Source organism: Arthrobacter sp. SDTb3-6, from assembly GCF_013376095.1.
In the GTDB taxonomy this organism is placed as follows: Bacteria; Actinomycetota; Actinomycetes; order Actinomycetales; family Micrococcaceae; genus Specibacter.
This window is the reverse complement of record NZ_JAAMFN010000003.1, coordinates 35,820-52,095: the sequence shown is the minus strand read 5'-3', so window position 1 is coordinate 52,095 and position 16,276 is coordinate 35,820. Positions and strand designations below refer to the sequence as shown.

The following is a 16,276-nucleotide window of genomic DNA, read 5'->3' as shown; positions in this document are numbered from 1 at the left end:
ATTGCCGTCCATTGTGTTGCAGGTTATGTGCAGGGGCCCTCCGTGAGGGAACCTGTCAGCCACGACGAAGTGGTCGTCGTCGGACTTGGCGTCCCTGCCGCGGGCCGGCTCGGTGCCCTCGTGGAATCCTTGGCTGCCAGGCCCGGGCCGCTGGGCATCGCGGCCCGCTTGGCGAAGTACAATCTTGCTTCCCGTCGGGTGGCGCGTGCGCTGAAGGCGAACCGGGAACTGACGAATATTTTTTGCCGCGCCGATGTGATCGTTTCGGCGGATCCGGAGGCCGACAGGGCTGTGTGGAAGCTGCGGCGACGCACCGATGCCCGCCTGATGCACGGCCCCTTCGCCATGGCCAACGCACTGTCAGAGGCTGCCCGCGGTTGAGGCAGCACGGGAAGCGCCGGCCACGCCGTGGCTGGGGCATATGGGATACTTGAGCGGTGAGTCGAACTTGGATAGTCATCCCCATGTATAACGAGGCCTCGGTTGTCGGCGCCGTCATCACGGGGCTCCGAAAGGTGTTCCCGTACGTCGTTTGTGTCGACGACGGCAGCACTGACGGCTCCCAGACGGCGGCCCGTGACGCCGGGGCAGTGGTAGTGCAGCACCCGGTCAACCTTGGTCAAGGGGCGTCACTTCAGACTGGTATCGAGTATGCCCTTAACGATCCCGAGTTGGATTGCATCATCACCTTCGACGCGGACGGACAGCACCGCGTGGTTGATGCGCAAGCGATGGCAGAGCGCATCAAGTCCGGCGAGGCCGAGATTGTGCTTGGTTCGCGTTTCCTGGACAAGCGGACCAAACTCTCGCCAGCCAAGCGACTTGTGCTCCGGACGGCGGCCGTGCAGTCGCGCATGGCCACCGGATTGGCCCTGACGGACGCCCACAACGGGCTCCGTGCTTTGAGCCCCAAGGTGGCCCGGGGCATCCACTTGACGCAGAACCGTATGGCGCATGCCTCGGAGCTGGTTCACCAGGTTGCTGAAATGAAGCCCAAATGGGTGGAGCAACCGGTGGAAATCATCTATACCGACTATTCAAAGGGCAAGGGCCAGTCCCTTCTGAATTCGGTAAACATCCTCGCCGACCTTTTGTTTAGGTGACATAGTGCAAATTGTTGTTCAAATCGTCCTTGTCCTCGCTGTTGTGATCGTTTCACTCGCCCTTATGCGTGGTGGCTCCAATGCGCGACACTTGGCCATCCGACGCATGATGCTGGTGCTTTTTGCCTGCATCGCAGCCTTGTCGATTTTCTTTCCGGAGATGCTGACGCATATTGCCAGGTTCTTTGGCATAGGCCGCGGAACCGATTTGGTTCTCTACGGGCTGATCGTCAGTTTCCTTGTGTTCATGGCAACCACATACCAGCGGTTTCGTCACATGGAAACCACTATGACCAAATTGTCTCGAAGGGTGGCGTTGGACGAAGTCAACCGGACCCAGGCGCCAGCCGTTGCCGCCTTGTCCATGTCGGTGAAAGAGGCTCCGTCGACCTCTGAAAGCAACGGAGCTGCCGCCGGATGAGCTGTGACGCCGGATCAGGAAAACCAACGGTCACGGTCGTTCGTGCGGAGCAGGCAGGCGCGCAGCGCAACTACGGGCTTGACGTACTGCGGGTCCTCAGCATCTGCGGTGTGGTCGCCATCCACGTTTTTGGACTTCGTGTAGGGGTGGCCCCAAAGAGCGGCCGTGGCTGGTGGAGCGCAGCTGCCATCGACATCGGCTTCATCTGGGTTGTTCCCGTTTTCGTCATGATATCCGGTGCACTCTTGCTCGGCTCACGGCAGGTGCGCGAATCACCAGGCACGTTTTACCGCAAGCGTGCGGCCCGGCTGGTTCCGGCACTAATCGTCTGGAATGCGGTCTACTTGGTGGGCGTGCGCCTCTGGATGCGGCACGAGCACCTAACCACCGCGCGGGTCCTGCAACTGCTTTATGACAGTTCGGTCTTTACGCAGATGTACTTCCTGTGGCTTATCCTGGGCCTGTATGCCATTGCACCCTTGTTGGCAGTGTTCATCACTGCCAACGGCCGCCGGCGCTCCCTCATAACCGCAGGTACACTTCTTGCCGTCACTGTGGTGGCCTTCATGGTGCCTGGCGTTTTGGGAATTTTCGGGGTATCCCGGCCGATACCGATGAATGTCTTTACGTACTGGATACCCTATGTCGGATATTTTGCGGCGGGGTATGCGCTTCGCCAGGTCCGGTTAAGGGGTCTGCCGCTTGCAGGTGCAGCAATGGTGACGGTGGGGCTCATCGCCTTCACTGTCTGGCATTACGGGCACCGGGGCGTCTTGCCGCTGGCAGACCGTTTGGTTTCCGTTTCATATTTGGGTGCGGGCGTTGCCCTGGCCGCGCTTGGCGTGTTCGTCGTCGGGCTTTCCCTGGTGGAATTTATCAAGATTCCGCGAACGGCCGGTGCATTGCTTGTGGCGCTCTCCAATGCATCCTTTGGGGTGTTCCTGGTTCATTTGGTCATTTTCGAGGCCATTCGGCTCAATGTACCGGCCGTCCTTCATGCCAGGTCACTCACGGCAGTAGCGGTGGCCTATGTCGTCACGTTGGTGGCAAGCTTTGCCATTTCGTGGCTGGCCTCGAAGGTGCCGCTTCTCCGCAGGGTCTTTTAGCCGCGTCAGTCGTCGCGTGGGTCCTGGCACAACGCGCCATCGGGAATAATGGAGGACATGACTGAGCTTCCTTCCTTGCTTATCCTGACATTTTCCCCCATTCGATCGGACCCCCGGGTGCTGAAGCAGGTGGAGTTGTTCAAGGAAAAGTACCGCGTGAGCACCTGCGCCTATGGTGGGGCCCCTGACGGCGTGGAGGAGCATTATCCCCTCCCTGAAGACTCCCGGGGATGGCCGTCTGACAAGCTTGGGCTGGTCAGCCGCCAGTATGCCAAGGTTTACAACGGACTCCCAGCCGTGAAATCGGCCCGCGCCCTCTTGCCCAAGGGCCGTTTTGACATCATTCTGGCTAATGACCTCAACACCCTGCCGCTGGCCCTGGACCTTGAACCGCGCCTGGGAGTCCACTCGGACCTGCACGAGTTTGCACCACGCGAAAAGGAAGACAACCTTAAATGGCGGCTGTTTATCGCGCCGTTCATGCGGTGGCTGTGCTCCCGATACCTTGCGGGAGCCTCATCGGTAACCTCAGTGTCCCAGGGCATCGCAGATGAATATTTCAAAGACTACGGAACACCGACGGGCGTTGTTACGAATGCGGCTCCGTACGTTGAAGGCAGGGTTGAACCAACACCGGAGAAGGTGCGCCTCATCCACAGCGCCGCCGGGCAACGGTACCGGAAACTGGAGAATTTCATTGAGGCCATGAAGGGCGCCCCGGACTGGCTCTCCCTGGACATGATCGTCATGCCCAACGAACCAGACTATGTGGCGGAGCTCAAGGCCATGGCCGAATCCGTTCCTTCCATCACTTTCCGCGAACCTGTACCGTACAAGGAACTGGTCGCCACCCTGAGCAAGTACGACGTCTCCTTGGTGTTCCTGCCGCCCACCAACTTTAATTTGAAGAACGCCCTGCCCAACAAGTTTTTCGAGGCGGTCCAGGCCCGCATCGGCCTCATTGTGGGGCCGTCGCCGGCCATGGCGGGGCTGGTGGAGAAATATGGGCTCGGTGCCATCACAGAGGATTTCTCTGCGGAGTCGCTGCGAAAGACTCTCTGGTCGCTGACTCCCGAAGCCATCGACGGCTGGAAGCGTGCGGCCGAGACTGCAGCCAGGCCGTTGTCAGCTGAATCGCAGATGGCGGTTTGGGAAACTGCCGTCAAGGAAATTGCGGGCACGCGGTAGTCGCGGCGCGGGAGCGGGACGTACACAGTCTAATAACTGATCGTTGTCCCTGAGACCGTCTGTTCCAGGATGCTTGGCGCGCCCCAACTGCGTGGTGCCGTAATGGGGTAGTACCGCACGGATCCGTCCGAGGAATCCGCGAGAACTCCGGTGCTGCCGGGGCCGGTGAAGCCGGTTACTCCGGAAAACTGCTGGAAGGCAGCCCAGCCGGAACCCACCACCGGGCGGGTCTCAGCCACAAAGTTGCCGCTTCCGTTGGAACGGTACAGGCGCATGAGGCCCTGCCCGTCAACGGCGAGCAGGTCCGCTCGACTATCCAAATCGAAGTCGACCATGATGATGCGCAGCGGCCCCCAGCCGGTCCCGATTTGGTTTCCGGCCGAAAGCGTACCTCCCGATTGGTTGGCCCAATAGAACATTTGGCCCGCGGCATTGATTCCGAGGACCCCCGGATACGGCGCGCCCGACACCCATTTCCCTGTCGTTATGCGGATATTGCCCCATCCTGCGGTGCCCACCGTGATGGGGGCTGCAAAGCCCGGGCCTGTGGTACCCGCATAGACGGTCATGGTGCCTGAGGACCACTGGGCCAGGATGTCCGGGATGCCGTCCTGGTTCCAATCGATCACATGCAGGCTTTTCAGGCCCGTCCAGCCCCTACCGATTGGGTATGGTGGCTGAAGTTGCCCAGTTCCGGTCGCTGCGGAATTCCAAAGTATGCCGTTGGCATCGGCAGAAATGACGTCGTTCGGGCTGGTGAGGGCTTGTTGGCCCGCCAGCGCCTGGCTTCCGGCAACAGCGTTTGCTCCCCATCCGGTGGCGATGGTTGATGCCGCACCAAAGTGGGAAGAGGACGTCGGGTAGTACATCATGTTCCCGCTGCCGGTCTTGGCCAGCAGTCCTGTCGATCCCGATGACGTGAATCCATTGGCGGGGCCAACGCTGGTCATGCCGTTCCACCCTGTCCCAATAACGGGGCGTGTCTCCGCAATGAGCTGCCCCGCACCGTTTGACCTGTAGAGTATCAGGCGGCCGATGTTGTCGACAGCCACGATGTCGGCGTTGCCGTCGCCGTCGAAGTCGGTCATGACGGGGTGCATCCGGGTCATGCCTTGAGCAACTGCGGTTCCGGCGCTCAGGGATGTTCCGTTGGTGGTGGTGAACGATGTGAGCGATCCGTTGGCGGCCTGCGCGACAATCGAAGGGAACCTTCCTCCGCGGATCCATTGGCCCACGGTCATGTCATAGCCGGCCCAGCCGGAACCGGCAAGGGTGAGGACCCCGGTAAATCCCCCTCCGGATGCACCAGGATACAGCAGCAGCCGGCCGTCCGTGCGCTGGACAAGCAGGTCCAGGGTGCCGTCAGCATTCCAGTCGGTCACGTGTATCGATTTGATGCCGGTGAACCCGTATCCGATCTGTGTGCCCGCGCCGAGCCCGGCATTCGCGACGGGGTAGCGCCAGAGGTTCCCGGCAGCATCCACCGTCACAACATCCGAGACGGACTTGATGGACGGGTCAGGTGTGGCGGGGAGGCTGGTGTTGATGTTTTCGCCGCCGGCAATCAGATACGGATTCCATCCGCTACCGAGCGCTGATGGCGTACCGAAGCTCGAATTGCCGGGAACAGGCACGTAACGAATCCCGCCGGACGTATTCCTCTGGATCAAGCCGGTGGAACCGGGAAAAGCGAAACCGCTGTACACCGTGACGCTCGTGAAGGCATTCCAGCCAGTGGCAACCGTCTTTCGGGTCTCGGCCATGAAGCCGCCAGCCCCGTTGGAACGGTATAGCCGGACCGTACCCGTAGTGTCCTGGGCCAGCAAGTCCTGGTTGCCGTCCCCGTCGAAATCGACCATCGTCAGGTTAAGCGAGTTCCAGCCCTGGCCGATCTGTGTTCCGGCGTCAATTCCGCCACCGGACGGGTTTTTCCACAGCGTGAGGACGCCCGAGTCGGAGCGCGTCAGTATTTGTGGGTATGGGGCAGAATTGAGCCAGTAGCCCACCGTCAGCTGGTAGCCGCCCCAGCCGGAGGAGGCCAACGTTTGGGGGGCGCCGAATCCTCCACCTGGCAAACCAGGGTAGACCGATAACGAGCCCGTGGTCTTTTGGGCAAGCAGATCCAAGACGCCGTCGGAATTCCAATCGATGACGGTGATGGAACGCATGCCTGTCCAGCCCTGGCCGATTTGCTTTCGTGGTTCCAACCCGCCTGCTCCGTTGGAGGGGTAGTCCCAAAGCGCGCCGGTGCTGTCGGCGGCAACCATATCCGCAGTGGAGACAATGGACGGGTTGACTAGCGGAGACGCGGGCGGCGGTGCAGGGGAATCAGCATTGGTGGCAAAAGTATTCAGACTGGTTTGCGTCCCGTTCCACGTGTTTGAATCGCCGGCAAAAGGACCACTGGAGCTGTACTGCCATACGCTGTAGTTTGGCCAGCCCCCCGGAATCCAGGGACTGGATGTGCCATAGGCGGCAATGTGGAGCGGCTGGTTGGTGAACGCGGCCGAGTTTCCCGTACAGTCCTGCCACCAGTAGTAGTTGGTGTAGATCATGGGCAATCGACCTGTGCGCGCCTGGACCTCCTTGGAAAACGCGCTGATCCACGAAACTATCTGCGACGCGCTCAGGCCGTAGCATTCAGCTCCATATGGGTTGTTTTCAATGTCCAGAAGTGGGGGCATGGTTTTGCCGTCCGCACTCCAACCACCCCCGTTGCTGGTGAAGAAGTCGGCCTGCGTGGCACCGTCGGACTGGTCAGGGCGGGCAAAATGGTAGCCTCCGCGCAACATGCCCACGCTGGAGGCACCCACGTACTGGGAGGAAAACGAGGCGTCGCGGAAAGAGGTCCCCTCCGTAGCCTTTATGTAGACAAACCGCGCTCCCATTCTCCATTGATCAGTCCAGTTGACGTCACTTATGGAGTGCGCCGCGTCGGAGGTCTGCCAGCCGCTGACGTCCATGCCCAGCACCCCGCCCGGTGAAACGGAGGAAAGTGGTTGGGCAACCGAGGCCGAGAGGGATGATTTTGTTCCTGTTCCACTGTGCGATTGTTGCTGGCCGGCCCCCTCTTTGACGAGACCTATCCCCATGTATGCGCCGTACTTCGCCATTTCGGCTGCCGAAGGGGAGGACCCTGGCGTCGAGGCAGGACTTGGTGTTGGGCTGGCGCTCGGCGACGGCTGGGGAGTTGCAGGCGCAGTAGCAACTGAAGCCGGGTCTGTACCCGGAGCTGTTGCCGTGGGCGACGCGGTGGAAGAAGCTGCAGGAACTGGATCCGACGGGGCGGCCGTGGCAGGCAATGTTCCCATCGTAATGGCAACGGAGACGGCAATCAGCCCGGTACCCGCAACCTTGGCGGCGCCAAGCAACAGTGCTCGGGTCGAAAAACGCGCCAGCCGGTTCCTAGGTGAAAACATGGAATCTTCTCCGGTTCGATGGGTCAACAAATTGTGGCCTGAAGACGGCGAAGCGCAGGCTTGTGCCTGAAGTACGCCCCCAGAGCAACTTGCTACATAGAGTACTCCGGTGATACTGGAGTGAACAATGTTTCTTATGTTACAAATGTTGTACGCTGCTGCGAAGCTGTCGCCGCACAGGGCAAGGACATGCCCGTTTCAGCGCAGCGGGTTCCTGTTACGTGTTGCAGGCATTAAAGTCGGTATATGGATCGAAGCCGCGTTTCCAGTATCCGCCGGTCGTCCTTCTTGAGGCGGGCACACGCACTGAGCATACCGTCCGCAAAGGCCTGAATGTCCGGATCCGTCGGGTAAGGCTGGTTTGAACGGGGACGGTTGTAGAGGACGGTTGATGCCGAACCCTCGAACCCGATGGCGGCCCCAGCCAATGCCTGGAATGAAGCTTCCAGGACTACGTCGGCGCTTTTGCGGTCCCATGGGCGGGAACGGCTTAACTGGCTTGAATGGCGGCGGTAGAGAACGGTGGGCAATGCGTCAATTCGGCGCATGCGGATCCCCAATGTCGCGGCCCGAAGCCACATGTCGTAGTCCTCGGCGTGTGTCTTTTGGTAACCGTCCAACGACTCCAGCGCGGCGCGGGTGCCGTACATCGTTGGGTTCGCGAGCACATTGCCGAGCAATAGGTGCAGGGGCACCGCATCCACCGACAAGCCGCGCTCCAAATGCGGCCTGAAAGGCAAATTGCGTGCACTGATCAGCAACATGGGGGAAAAAACGATGTCCACGCCCCTCAGGGCCCTGCGCTCCACGGAGAAGCGCCACGGGAGGCAGATGTCGTCTCCGTCCATTCGCGCAACGTGCTCGCCGGTCGCTTGTCCCAGCAAGGCAGTGCCAGCGGCGGCAACGCCGATGGACTCCTCATTCCGGAAGACCTTCAGGCGCCTGTCCTTCACGGTGGCAAGGAATCCGCCAGTGCCGTCCGTGCTGCCATCGTCCATGACCAACAGCTCCGAGTCCCGTGGCATGGCGAACAAGGTGCTTGCGATGGTGGATTTCAAATACGGCATCCCGTTCTTGACGGGAATCATCACGCTCAACTGCGGCACGGGCTACCTCGGCATTCCATTTTAGTTACTGGGGTCAGGCGACGAGCGACTTTAACCATCGTGCATTCGGAAGCAGCCCATCCGACTTTAGCTGAATGCCGGGAAGTGCCGCCACTTCGACAACCAAGGAACAGCGTCCTGGCCCGTCTGCACGGGCACACCTTCCGTTCGGGCACTATAGGCTGGAAACCATGAAAGTTTTGGTTACCGGCGGTGCCGGCTACATAGGTTCACATACTGTCCTTTGCCTGCTTGAGGCCGGGCACGGCGTCGTCGTGCTCGACAACCTGGCCAACTCCTCCGCCGAGTCACTGCGCCGCGTCGAGGAACTCACCGGAGGGCACCCGGACTTTGTTGAACTGGACCTCCTCGATGCTGCCGGCGTCGACAAACTCTTTGACAGCGGCGGCTTCGACGCCGTCATCCACTTCGCCGGGCTGAAGGCCGTGGGGGAGTCGGTGGCCAAGCCGCTCATGTACTACCAAAACAACATTGTCGGCACACTGAACCTGCTGGCCTCCATGGACAAGCACGGCGTGCGCACCATCGTTTTCAGCTCTTCGGCCACCGTGTATGGCGCCAGCGAAGAGGTTCCGCTGATTGAGAAGATGCCGCTGGACGCCACCAATCCTTATGGGCGCACCAAGGAGCAGATCGAGGACATCCTCACCGACCTTGGTGCAGCCGATCCCACCTGGCGCGTGGCGCTCCTGCGCTACTTCAACCCCGTCGGCGCGCACGAATCCGGACGGATTGGCGAGGACCCCAGCGGGATCCCCAACAACCTTCTGCCGTTCGTGGCCCAGGTGGCCGTGGGGCGCCGCGAAAAGGTCATGGTGTTCGGCAATGACTATCCGACGCCGGACGGCACCGGGGTGCGCGACTACATCCACGTGATGGACCTGGCCGCCGGGCACCTGGCGGCGCTCGACTACCTCCCCGCCCACCCCGGCGTGTTCCGCTGGAACCTGGGCACCGGCAACGGTTCTTCGGTCCTGGAAGTCATCCAGGCCTTCGGCGAGGCGGCCGGAAAGCCGGTGCCCTTTGAGTTCGCGCCCCGCCGCCCCGGCGACGCCGCGGTCAGCTATGCCGATCCCTCGGCCGCGCTGGCTGACCTGGGCTGGTCCGCCCACCGGAACCTGGCGCAGATGTGCCAGGACCACTGGCGCTGGCAGCGCGAGAACCCACAGGGGTACGACGCGTAGGACTGCGCCGGGTCCGACGGGCCTTCCGGCGTCGGGCCCGGCCGCGTCAAGCTAGCGGACGCCGGGCGCCTGGCTGCTGGCGGGCCGGCAGCCTAGCAACCGACTACCTTGTAGAGCTTCGCGGCGCCTTGCTGGTCCACCAGTTTCAAGGTGGACGAGTCCTTGATATTGACGAAGGACGGATACATCCTGGCTTGCGGGAACTGGAGCATGTAGAACGAGCCGAAGTCGAGGACGTACCTGATGTTCGCCTTCGCGGCTGCCCTGCACGTTGCCGAGCCCGGGGCGGCCGTGGCCAAATCCTTGGCGACCAAGGACACGGACGCGGACGGGGCGGGAGTCAGATGGTACTGGGACACTTTCCGGCCCGATACCGCATACGCCAGTGAGCCGCCATTGAAGGGGTCAACACCGATCACGGCATCCGCCGGAACGTCCTTGTCGAGGCGCTGCATCAGTTTGTATTCGTCCGCCGAGACGACCCAGCCAGGGGTCCAGGACCACGAGGTCCTGATCTTGGCGCTGACTTCGTCCAAGCCCTTGTGGTTTGCCTGCATCGAGAGGGGGACAAGGACTGAGGCAACCACCACCAGGGCCAGGAGGCCGCCGGCCGCCCGAACGGTGGTGGCCGGATGCACCAGCGCTTCCTGGAAGCGGTGCGAGGTCCTCGCCGCCAGCCAGCGGATGGCGGCGGTGAGGGCTGACGCCGCGCCGTCCACGCCAACGCACGCCAGGACAATGGTAAAGAGGGGAACCAGTCCGGCAAGCCGGTAGGGATCTTGGTACCAGCTGCCAATCAAGAATTGTCGGACCGGTCCGGTGGGCAGGTAAGCTGCGACGACGTACAGCCCGCCGGCCACCGCCATGGAGCCGATCATCCACCAGCCGCGGCGTTTGGCGAGGATGACCAGCAGTCCTGCGGCGGCCAGCAAGGACGCCAGCCACGTAAACCGCCCACCGAGCAGCCCGCCCGTTAAGACGTCCTTGACCGCCGTGGGCAAGGACCTGGAAGGCTTCCAGGTATCGAAGCCGAGAACCAGCGCAGTCCAGATGACCAGCAGGGCGACGATGGCTGCCAGGCCCCACAACACCGTGAAGAGTGCGTACCGGGTGCCCTTGCGGGCGCGAATTCCAGCCGCGAATACGCGCAACCAGGAGCCGGCCAGAATGGGCACCGAAAAGGCCAGCAGTGCACTGAAACCGTTGGGCTGGGTCAGGAAAAGCGCAGCAATGCCCACCAGCAGCATCATGGACAGGGTAAATGTATCGGCCACCGGTTCCCTTAGCCGCCCACACAGGCCGGCCACCACCAACAATGCCAAAGGCAGGATGCTGTAGGACAGCGTGTTGGGAAACAACGGTCCCCACTGCAGCAGCTGGTAGGGGAAGATCCAGAATCCGGCGGACAGGATCCCGGCCACGACGGTGGGGAGGACACGCGGCCCAAGGATGCCCCGCACCAGGCAGATGCAGGCAAAGGGCCACAGAAGTGCGGCAACGGCCACCGTGAGTGTATTTTCGGCAACAAAGACATTGACTGAGGCGAGTTGGGCTACGAGGGCGGCAATCGAGTGCCATACAGATGGGTAGAGCGATACTCCGTGGCCTCCGGATGCCAAGTTTCCCAAATTGAGGGTCGATGCGTTGCCCGTTTCAAGAATGTACTTGATGGCGTTCAGGTGAAAAATATTGTCAAAAACCTGCCCGAACGAGTCCGGACCCCCCATCGCCGGAAGCAGGCGGCCGGTAATCACTTTGGCTGCGATCGCCAGTGACGCAACCATGACGATCCAGTTCAGCCAGACCGGTCCCTTGGTCTCCCTCAAGGGTGTGGCCTTACGGTAGGCAATCCGTCGCAGCACCCAGGCAGCCGCCGTGCAAGCGATCGTGAAACCGGCGAGCAGCCAGACCGACCATGAAATGTGCGCCAGCCCGCCGAGAATGCCTGCAACCCCCACCAGCCCGCACGACGCCAGTGGAGCCATTGCGGCGCCGCCGAAGCCCCTTGCCCCCAACCCGCGCGCCAAGATGTATCCGGGTACGAACAGCAAAGCAGCGGCTGTACATATTGCCGGTACCGCTTGCCACCAAGTCATGCCACTATCCGCCAATCGTTAGAAGTCCGCCCCGAGTCTAACAATCCAACGTGGTTGCCAATTGTGCGCAGTGGTTGACCTGCCCTAGCTGAGGCCCAGACGGCCCATCAGCCATGCCATGTTGTGGTAGACGCCATACTTCCAGGCGGGCCATGCGTGCCCGCCAGGGGCTTCCTGGAGGCGGACATCCATGCCGGCATGCTTCATGGCCTTGTAGACCTCAATGCCCTGGGGCCTGTATTGGTTGTCGCTGGCCCCCACTGTGACCACCCCGGCAACCCCATGGAAGTGCCGGGTCTTGAGGATGTCGAGCGCGTTTTGCTTTGCAAAGGCGGCGGTGTTGCCACCGAAGTACTTCTTGATCAGCACGGCATGGCCCTGGTCGATGGTGGGCTCCGATTCGCCCGAACTGTCAATGAATGTCGGATACACCCCGGGATGGTTGACGGCGAGGGTCATGGCACATGTACCGCCATAGGAAAAGCCACCGATGGCCCATTGACGGGAGGAGTAGGTGCCTGCGCCGAAGGTCTTCTTGACCCAGTTTGGTACGTCCTGCGTGAGGTAGGTGGCGGCCTGGCCGGCCCGGCTGTTCATGCAGACCGGCGGGTAGTACGACCACCACGCACCGGCGTCGGGCATCACCACCACTGGCGCGAGTCCCTTGTGGGCGGCTGCGTAGTTGTCCATGAACTTGTTGATCTGCCCGCCGCGGAGCCAGTCGATGGTGCCCCCGGGAACACCGTGGATCAACACCAGCACTGGGAGGTTGGCCCGCGGCGTCGCCAGGTAGGCCGGCGGCAGGTAAACGTAGGCGTTGGATGAGATCTCATGGGAGAGGGTCCCGGGTATGTGCACTGTGAGCACGTCGCCATGGGACGGCATGTCGGCGGGTGGCTGCCATGTCGCTTCCGTGGTGGGCCGTCCGGGAGCAGTGAGCTTCATCCGTCCGTTGCTGGCTTCGAATTGGGCAAGCGATTTGACGATTGTCCCCGTGTCACCAAAAAGGGACCCGACGGTGGGGTAGTACTCGAAGTTCTGATTCGTCAGCCCTGCTGCCGATACCAGCACGATGGCGGCGACAGGGAGCACGAGCAATCTGGCCCAGAGGCGCCGCAGGGCGAGGATCTTCGGCACGACCAGCAGTACTGCGAAAAGCGCCAGGCCGGCATAGACGTACAGCTGTCCGGGCAACGGCTCGCCCCACAGGTTCCACACCTTTTCCGCCAAGTACCAGAAGGCGGTGCCGGCAGCAATGGAAATGACCAATGCCGCGGGAGCCCAGAGGGTCAGATGACGCTTGTTCCCCCAAAGGAGCCACAGCAGCGCGAGCAGTCCGGCAGCGATGAGGATGGCCGGAATTGCACCGTTGATGATTGGCATCTGGAAGAACTGATTCACGTCACAAGAATAATGTCCGTTCCGTGGCCGTTTGCTGGGGAATTCCAGTGAAAATGGCCCGGCCGTTGCCGCCCGCCATTGTCCACAGGTGCGCAAATGCCTCTAGCGCGTTCTCCATGTGCCGGGCTAGGCTCCACTGACAAGGGGAAAATAGCCGGACCGCGGGGGCGGAGACGCACTATGGATGCACTTGCTTTGGTGGAGGATGAGGTTCGGGAACTCATCCGTCGGAAGGGCCTTGACCCCTTGCGCCAGGGCAGCGAGGTCCGCACGCTGGTGGAAGCGGCGGTCAATGACTATGGGGAGCGGTCCCTGGTGGGTGCCGTGCCGCCGCTGGCCCACGCCGGTGACGCCATGCAGCATGTGTACGACGCCGTCGCCGGCTTTGGCGCCCTGCAGCCCTTCCTGGACGATCCCGACATTGAGGAAATCTGGCTCAACGCCCCGGATGAGGTTTTCGTGGCCCGCAACGGCGAATCCGAGCTGACCCCGCTGGCGTTCACCCAGCAGCAGGTGCGCGACCTCGTCGAGCGCATGTTGAAAAGTTCGGGCCGCCGGCTGGACCTGAGCAGCCCCTTCGTTGACGCCGCCCTGCCGGACGGGTCCCGGCTGCATGTTGTCATCCCGGACATCACGGCGCGGCACTGGGCCGTGAACATCCGCAAGTTCACCGCCCGCGCCAGCCGCCTCGAGCACCTGGTGGAGCTTGGCTCGCTGACGCCGCAGGCGGCCCGCTTCCTGGGCGCCGCCGTCAGCAGCGGCCTGAACATCCTGGTGTCCGGTGCCACGCAGGCCGGCAAGACCACGCTGCTCAACTGCCTCGCGGCCGGCATCGGTTCCCGTGAGCGAGTGGTGACGGTTGAGGAGATTTTCGAGCTGAAGCTGCCACTGCGTGACGTGGTGGGACTGCAGTGCCGCCAGCCGAACCTGGAAGGCGTGGGCGAAATCCCGCTGCGGCGACTGGTCAAGGAGGCCCTGCGCATGCGCCCAGAACGGCTCATCGTGGGCGAGGTCCGCGAAGCCGAAAGCCTGGACATGTTGATTGCCTTGAATAGCGGGCTGCCCGGCATGGCCAGCGTCCATGCGAACTCGGCCCACGACGCCGTCGTCAAGATTTGCACGCTGCCCCTGCTGGCCGGGGAAAACATCAGTGCCGCCTTCGTGGTGCCCACCGTGGCTGCCTGCATTGACCTGGTGGTGCACTGCGTCAGGCTGCCCAACGGCAAACGGCGGGTTGGCCAGATCCTCTCCCTGGGCCGCCGCGTGGAAAACGGCGTCATCGAGTCCGGCATGGCGTTCGACACCGTCGACGGACGCCTCACACCCTCCGCCTCCGCCATGCCGTCGCCGGAAAAGTTCGCCGCCGCCGGGTACAGCGTGGCCGCCCTGATGGCGGAATCCTGATGTCCGCGCTCGTGGGACTGCTGGCCGGGCTGGGACTGTTCCTTGTCTGGACGGCCTGTTGGGACACGCCCGAACAGGCCGCCCGGCCGGCGCGGCACAGCAGGCTCGAGGACCTGCTTCAACAGGCAGGCGTGGCCCAGGTGACCCCGGCGTCGCTGATCGCCAGCACCCTGGGGTTCGCCGTCCTGGCCGCGCTGCTGGTGATGGTCGTGACCGGGGCGGCGCCCATCGCCTTGTGCCTGGGCCTGTTTGCCGGCTATGTCCCCCTGGCCCTGCTGCGTTGGCGGGCACGACGCCGCTCGGCCGTCCTGCGTGAACTCTGGCCCGACGTCGTGGACCACCTGCGCTCGGCCATCCGGGCGGGGCTGCCCTTGCCCGAGGCCCTTATCCAGCTGGGCAGCAAGGGCCCCATGGAACTGCGTGGCGAGTTTGCCGGATTTGGGGCCGACTACCGTTCCTCCGGCCAGTTCGAGGCGGCACTGGAAAGACTCAAGGACCGGCTGGCGGACCCCGTCGCGGACCGTATCATGGAGGCGCTGCGCCTGACCCGCGATGTGGGCGGCACCGACCTGGGGCGGCTCCTGGGCACCTTGTCGGAATTCCTCCGCGACCATGCCCGCACCCGCAGCGAGCTGGAAGCGCGCCAGTCCTGGACGGTCAACGCCGCCCGGCTCGCCGTCGCCGCGCCCTGGATCGTGCTGGTGCTCATGGCCACCCGGCCCGAGGCCATCGCCGCCTACAATTCCGCCGCCGGCTGGCTGGTGTTGGGCGGCGGGCTGCTGGTCTCGGTGGTCTGCTACCGCCTCATGTTGCGGATTGGAAAGCTGCCGGGGGAACGGCGGGTGCTGCAATGAACGGCCATGCCGCGGCAACCCTGGCGGCCGGGGTGGGCCTGGGCCTTGGCCTGTGGCTGGTGTTTGTCCGCCTGCCCGCCATGCGCCGCCCCACTTTTGCCGAACGTGTGGAACCGCAGCTGCGCAGCGTTGCCAGCCGCTCGGGACTGCTCATCCAGGAGGACGCCGGCGCGCTCTTCGGCCCGCTGGAAAGGATCCTGCGCCTGATGGTTTCCGACGCCGTCACCCGGCTGGGCCGTTTCAACATCAGTGTCAAGGGCCTGGCCGCACGGCTGGAACGCGCAGGACGGAGCGAATCGCCGCTGGAGTTCCGTGCCGTCCAGCTGCTGTGGACGGGTGCGGGCATGGTCGCCGGACTGGCCCTCTCGCTGGCCCTCGTGTGGCAGGGCCGCACCAACGCCATGGGCGGGCTGGCGCTGACCGGCGTGCTCATGCTGGGCGGCTACCTGGGCTGCGACTACCTGCTCGGAGCACGGATCAAGCGCCGGCAGGCCCTGATCATGGCGGAATTTCCCGCCCTGGCCGAACTCATGGCCCTGGCCGTGGGCGCCGGCGAAAGTGCCGGCAGCGCCCTGGACCGGGTGGCCCGGCAGTCCCACGGGGAGCTATCCGGCGAGTTTTCCCGGATCGTGGCCCAAACCCGGGCGGGGACGCCGTTGGTGGAGGCGCTGGGCAGCTTTTCCGACCGACTGGCCATCCCCGCCCTGGCCCGCTTTGTCGACGGCATCAGCGTGGCGGTCAACCGGGGCACGCCCCTGGCCGATGTGCTGCGCTCCCAGGCCCAGGACGTGCGCGACGTGGCCAAGCGCGAACTCATGGAAGCCGCCGGGCGCAAGGAAATTGCCATGATGGTTCCCCTGGTCTTCGGCGTGCTTCCGCTGACTGTCATCTTTGCCGTCTTTCCCGGCCTGGCCCTGTTGCAGTTCGGCTTCTGATGCCTGCCGGCCAGCCGCCACAGCACCCGCCGCGCACG

The 16,276-nt window shown here is 63.1% G+C and carries 14 protein-coding genes; 10 read left to right on the top strand and 4 right to left on the bottom strand.

Translation table 11 applies throughout. The features are described 5' to 3' along the window. Nucleotides 1–42 precede the first annotated feature (42 nt). The 5 genes from G6035_RS02180 (at nucleotide 43) to G6035_RS02160 (ending at nucleotide 3,818) form a co-directional block, all read left to right on the top strand. On the top strand, nucleotides 43–381 hold the full coding sequence (locus G6035_RS02180) for a hypothetical protein (protein WP_176615433.1): 339 nt from the start codon (nucleotides 43–45) through the stop codon (nucleotides 379–381). An 83-nt stretch (nucleotides 382–464) separates the two neighbouring features. Next, nucleotides 465–1,103, top strand: coding sequence for a glycosyltransferase family 2 protein (locus tag G6035_RS02175; RefSeq protein ID WP_176615432.1), 639 nt, complete (start codon nucleotides 465–467; stop codon nucleotides 1,101–1,103). Nucleotides 1,104–1,107: 4 nt separating this feature from the next. Further along, the gene (locus tag G6035_RS02170) at nucleotides 1,108–1,524 is read left to right on the top strand and encodes a DUF2304 domain-containing protein (RefSeq protein WP_176615431.1); all 417 of its coding nucleotides are present in this window, start codon (nucleotides 1,108–1,110) and stop codon (nucleotides 1,522–1,524) included. Beyond that, on the top strand, nucleotides 1,521–2,630 hold the full coding sequence (locus G6035_RS02165) for an acyltransferase (RefSeq protein WP_176615430.1): 1,110 nt from the start codon (nucleotides 1,521–1,523) through the stop codon (nucleotides 2,628–2,630). The genes G6035_RS02170 and G6035_RS02165 overlap by 4 nt, the downstream gene beginning before the upstream one ends. Before the next feature lie 57 nt (nucleotides 2,631–2,687). Next, nucleotides 2,688–3,818, top strand: coding sequence for a glycosyltransferase family 1 protein (locus tag G6035_RS02160; protein ID WP_176615429.1), 1,131 nt, complete (start codon nucleotides 2,688–2,690; stop codon nucleotides 3,816–3,818). A 29-nt stretch (nucleotides 3,819–3,847) separates the two neighbouring features. Here the strand turns inward: G6035_RS02160 and G6035_RS02155 are convergent, their stop codons facing one another. Further along, complete coding sequence (locus G6035_RS02155) at nucleotides 3,848–6,931, bottom strand: GH25 family lysozyme (RefSeq protein WP_176615428.1); 3,084 nt, start codon at nucleotides 6,929–6,931, stop codon at nucleotides 3,848–3,850. Here G6035_RS02155 and G6035_RS02150 point away from each other — a divergent pair. Then, the gene (locus G6035_RS02150; protein ID WP_176615427.1) at nucleotides 6,909–7,307 is read left to right on the top strand and encodes a hypothetical protein; all 399 of its coding nucleotides are present in this window, start codon (nucleotides 6,909–6,911) and stop codon (nucleotides 7,305–7,307) included. The two genes, G6035_RS02155 and G6035_RS02150, sit on opposite strands and share 23 nt — an antisense overlap. A gap of 163 nt (nucleotides 7,308–7,470) precedes the next feature. Here G6035_RS02150 and G6035_RS02145 read toward each other — a convergent pair whose 3' ends face one another. Continuing rightward, nucleotides 7,471–8,343: a glycosyltransferase family A protein gene (locus G6035_RS02145; RefSeq protein ID WP_176615426.1), complete on the bottom strand. Its 873-nt coding sequence runs from the start codon at nucleotides 8,341–8,343 to the stop codon at nucleotides 7,471–7,473. Between the two features lie 191 nt (nucleotides 8,344–8,534). Here G6035_RS02145 and galE point away from each other — a divergent pair, with 191 nt between their 5' ends. Then, nucleotides 8,535–9,548, top strand: a complete 1,014-nt coding sequence (gene galE, locus G6035_RS02140) for a UDP-glucose 4-epimerase GalE (RefSeq protein WP_176615425.1) — start codon at nucleotides 8,535–8,537, stop codon at nucleotides 9,546–9,548. 92 nt (nucleotides 9,549–9,640) lie between these two features. Here the strand turns inward: galE and G6035_RS02135 are convergent, their stop codons facing one another. Further along, complete coding sequence (locus G6035_RS02135) at nucleotides 9,641–11,644, bottom strand: DUF6541 family protein (RefSeq protein ID WP_371130798.1); 2,004 nt, start codon at nucleotides 11,642–11,644, stop codon at nucleotides 9,641–9,643. Between the two features lie 84 nt (nucleotides 11,645–11,728). Further along, entirely contained in the window at nucleotides 11,729–13,045 is a 1,317-nt protein-coding gene (locus G6035_RS20435; protein WP_176615423.1) for an alpha/beta hydrolase family protein, read from the bottom strand. 180 nt (nucleotides 13,046–13,225) lie between these two features. Between G6035_RS20435 and G6035_RS02125 the strand changes: the two genes are divergently transcribed. From G6035_RS02125 to G6035_RS02115, 3 genes are read left to right on the top strand one after another with little or no spacing between them, the layout of a single operon-like run. Continuing rightward, entirely contained in the window at nucleotides 13,226–14,449 is a 1,224-nt protein-coding gene (locus G6035_RS02125; protein ID WP_176615422.1) for a CpaF family protein, read from the top strand. After that, nucleotides 14,449–15,303 carry a type II secretion system F family protein gene (locus G6035_RS02120; RefSeq protein ID WP_176615421.1) on the top strand — a complete coding sequence of 285 codons (855 nt, stop codon included), beginning with the start codon at nucleotides 14,449–14,451 and terminating at the stop codon, nucleotides 15,301–15,303. The genes G6035_RS02125 and G6035_RS02120 overlap by 1 nt, the downstream gene beginning before the upstream one ends. Continuing rightward, on the top strand, nucleotides 15,300–16,238 hold the full coding sequence (locus tag G6035_RS02115) for a type II secretion system F family protein (protein WP_176615420.1): 939 nt from the start codon (nucleotides 15,300–15,302) through the stop codon (nucleotides 16,236–16,238). The genes G6035_RS02120 and G6035_RS02115 overlap by 4 nt, the downstream gene beginning before the upstream one ends. Nucleotides 16,239–16,276: the final 38 nt, after the last annotated feature.

What these genes read in the sequence shown, in the direction of transcription:
- G6035_RS02175 (WP_176615432.1), top strand. Translation starts at nt 465, where the DNA reads ATGTATAACGAGGCCTCGGTTGTCGGCGCCGTCATCACGGGGCTCCGA.
- G6035_RS02165 (WP_176615430.1), top strand. Translation starts at nt 1,521, where the DNA reads ATGAGCTGTGACGCCGGATCAGGAAAACCAACGGTCACGGTCGTTCGT.
- G6035_RS02160 (WP_176615429.1), top strand. Translation starts at nt 2,688, where the DNA reads ATGACTGAGCTTCCTTCCTTGCTTATCCTGACATTTTCCCCCATTCGA.
- G6035_RS02150 (WP_176615427.1), top strand. Translation starts at nt 6,909, where the DNA reads ATGTATGCGCCGTACTTCGCCATTTCGGCTGCCGAAGGGGAGGACCCT.
- G6035_RS02155 (WP_176615428.1), bottom strand. Translation starts at nt 6,931, where the DNA reads ATGGCGAAGTACGGCGCATACATGGGGATAGGTCTCGTCAAAGAGGGG.
- galE (WP_176615425.1), top strand. Translation starts at nt 8,535, where the DNA reads ATGAAAGTTTTGGTTACCGGCGGTGCCGGCTACATAGGTTCACATACT.
- G6035_RS02135 (WP_371130798.1), bottom strand. Translation starts at nt 11,644, where the DNA reads ATGACTTGGTGGCAAGCGGTACCGGCAATATGTACAGCCGCTGCTTTG.
- G6035_RS02125 (WP_176615422.1), top strand. Translation starts at nt 13,226, where the DNA reads ATGGATGCACTTGCTTTGGTGGAGGATGAGGTTCGGGAACTCATCCGT.
- G6035_RS02120 (WP_176615421.1), top strand. Translation starts at nt 14,449, where the DNA reads ATGTCCGCGCTCGTGGGACTGCTGGCCGGGCTGGGACTGTTCCTTGTC.
- G6035_RS02115 (WP_176615420.1), top strand. Translation starts at nt 15,300, where the DNA reads ATGAACGGCCATGCCGCGGCAACCCTGGCGGCCGGGGTGGGCCTGGGC.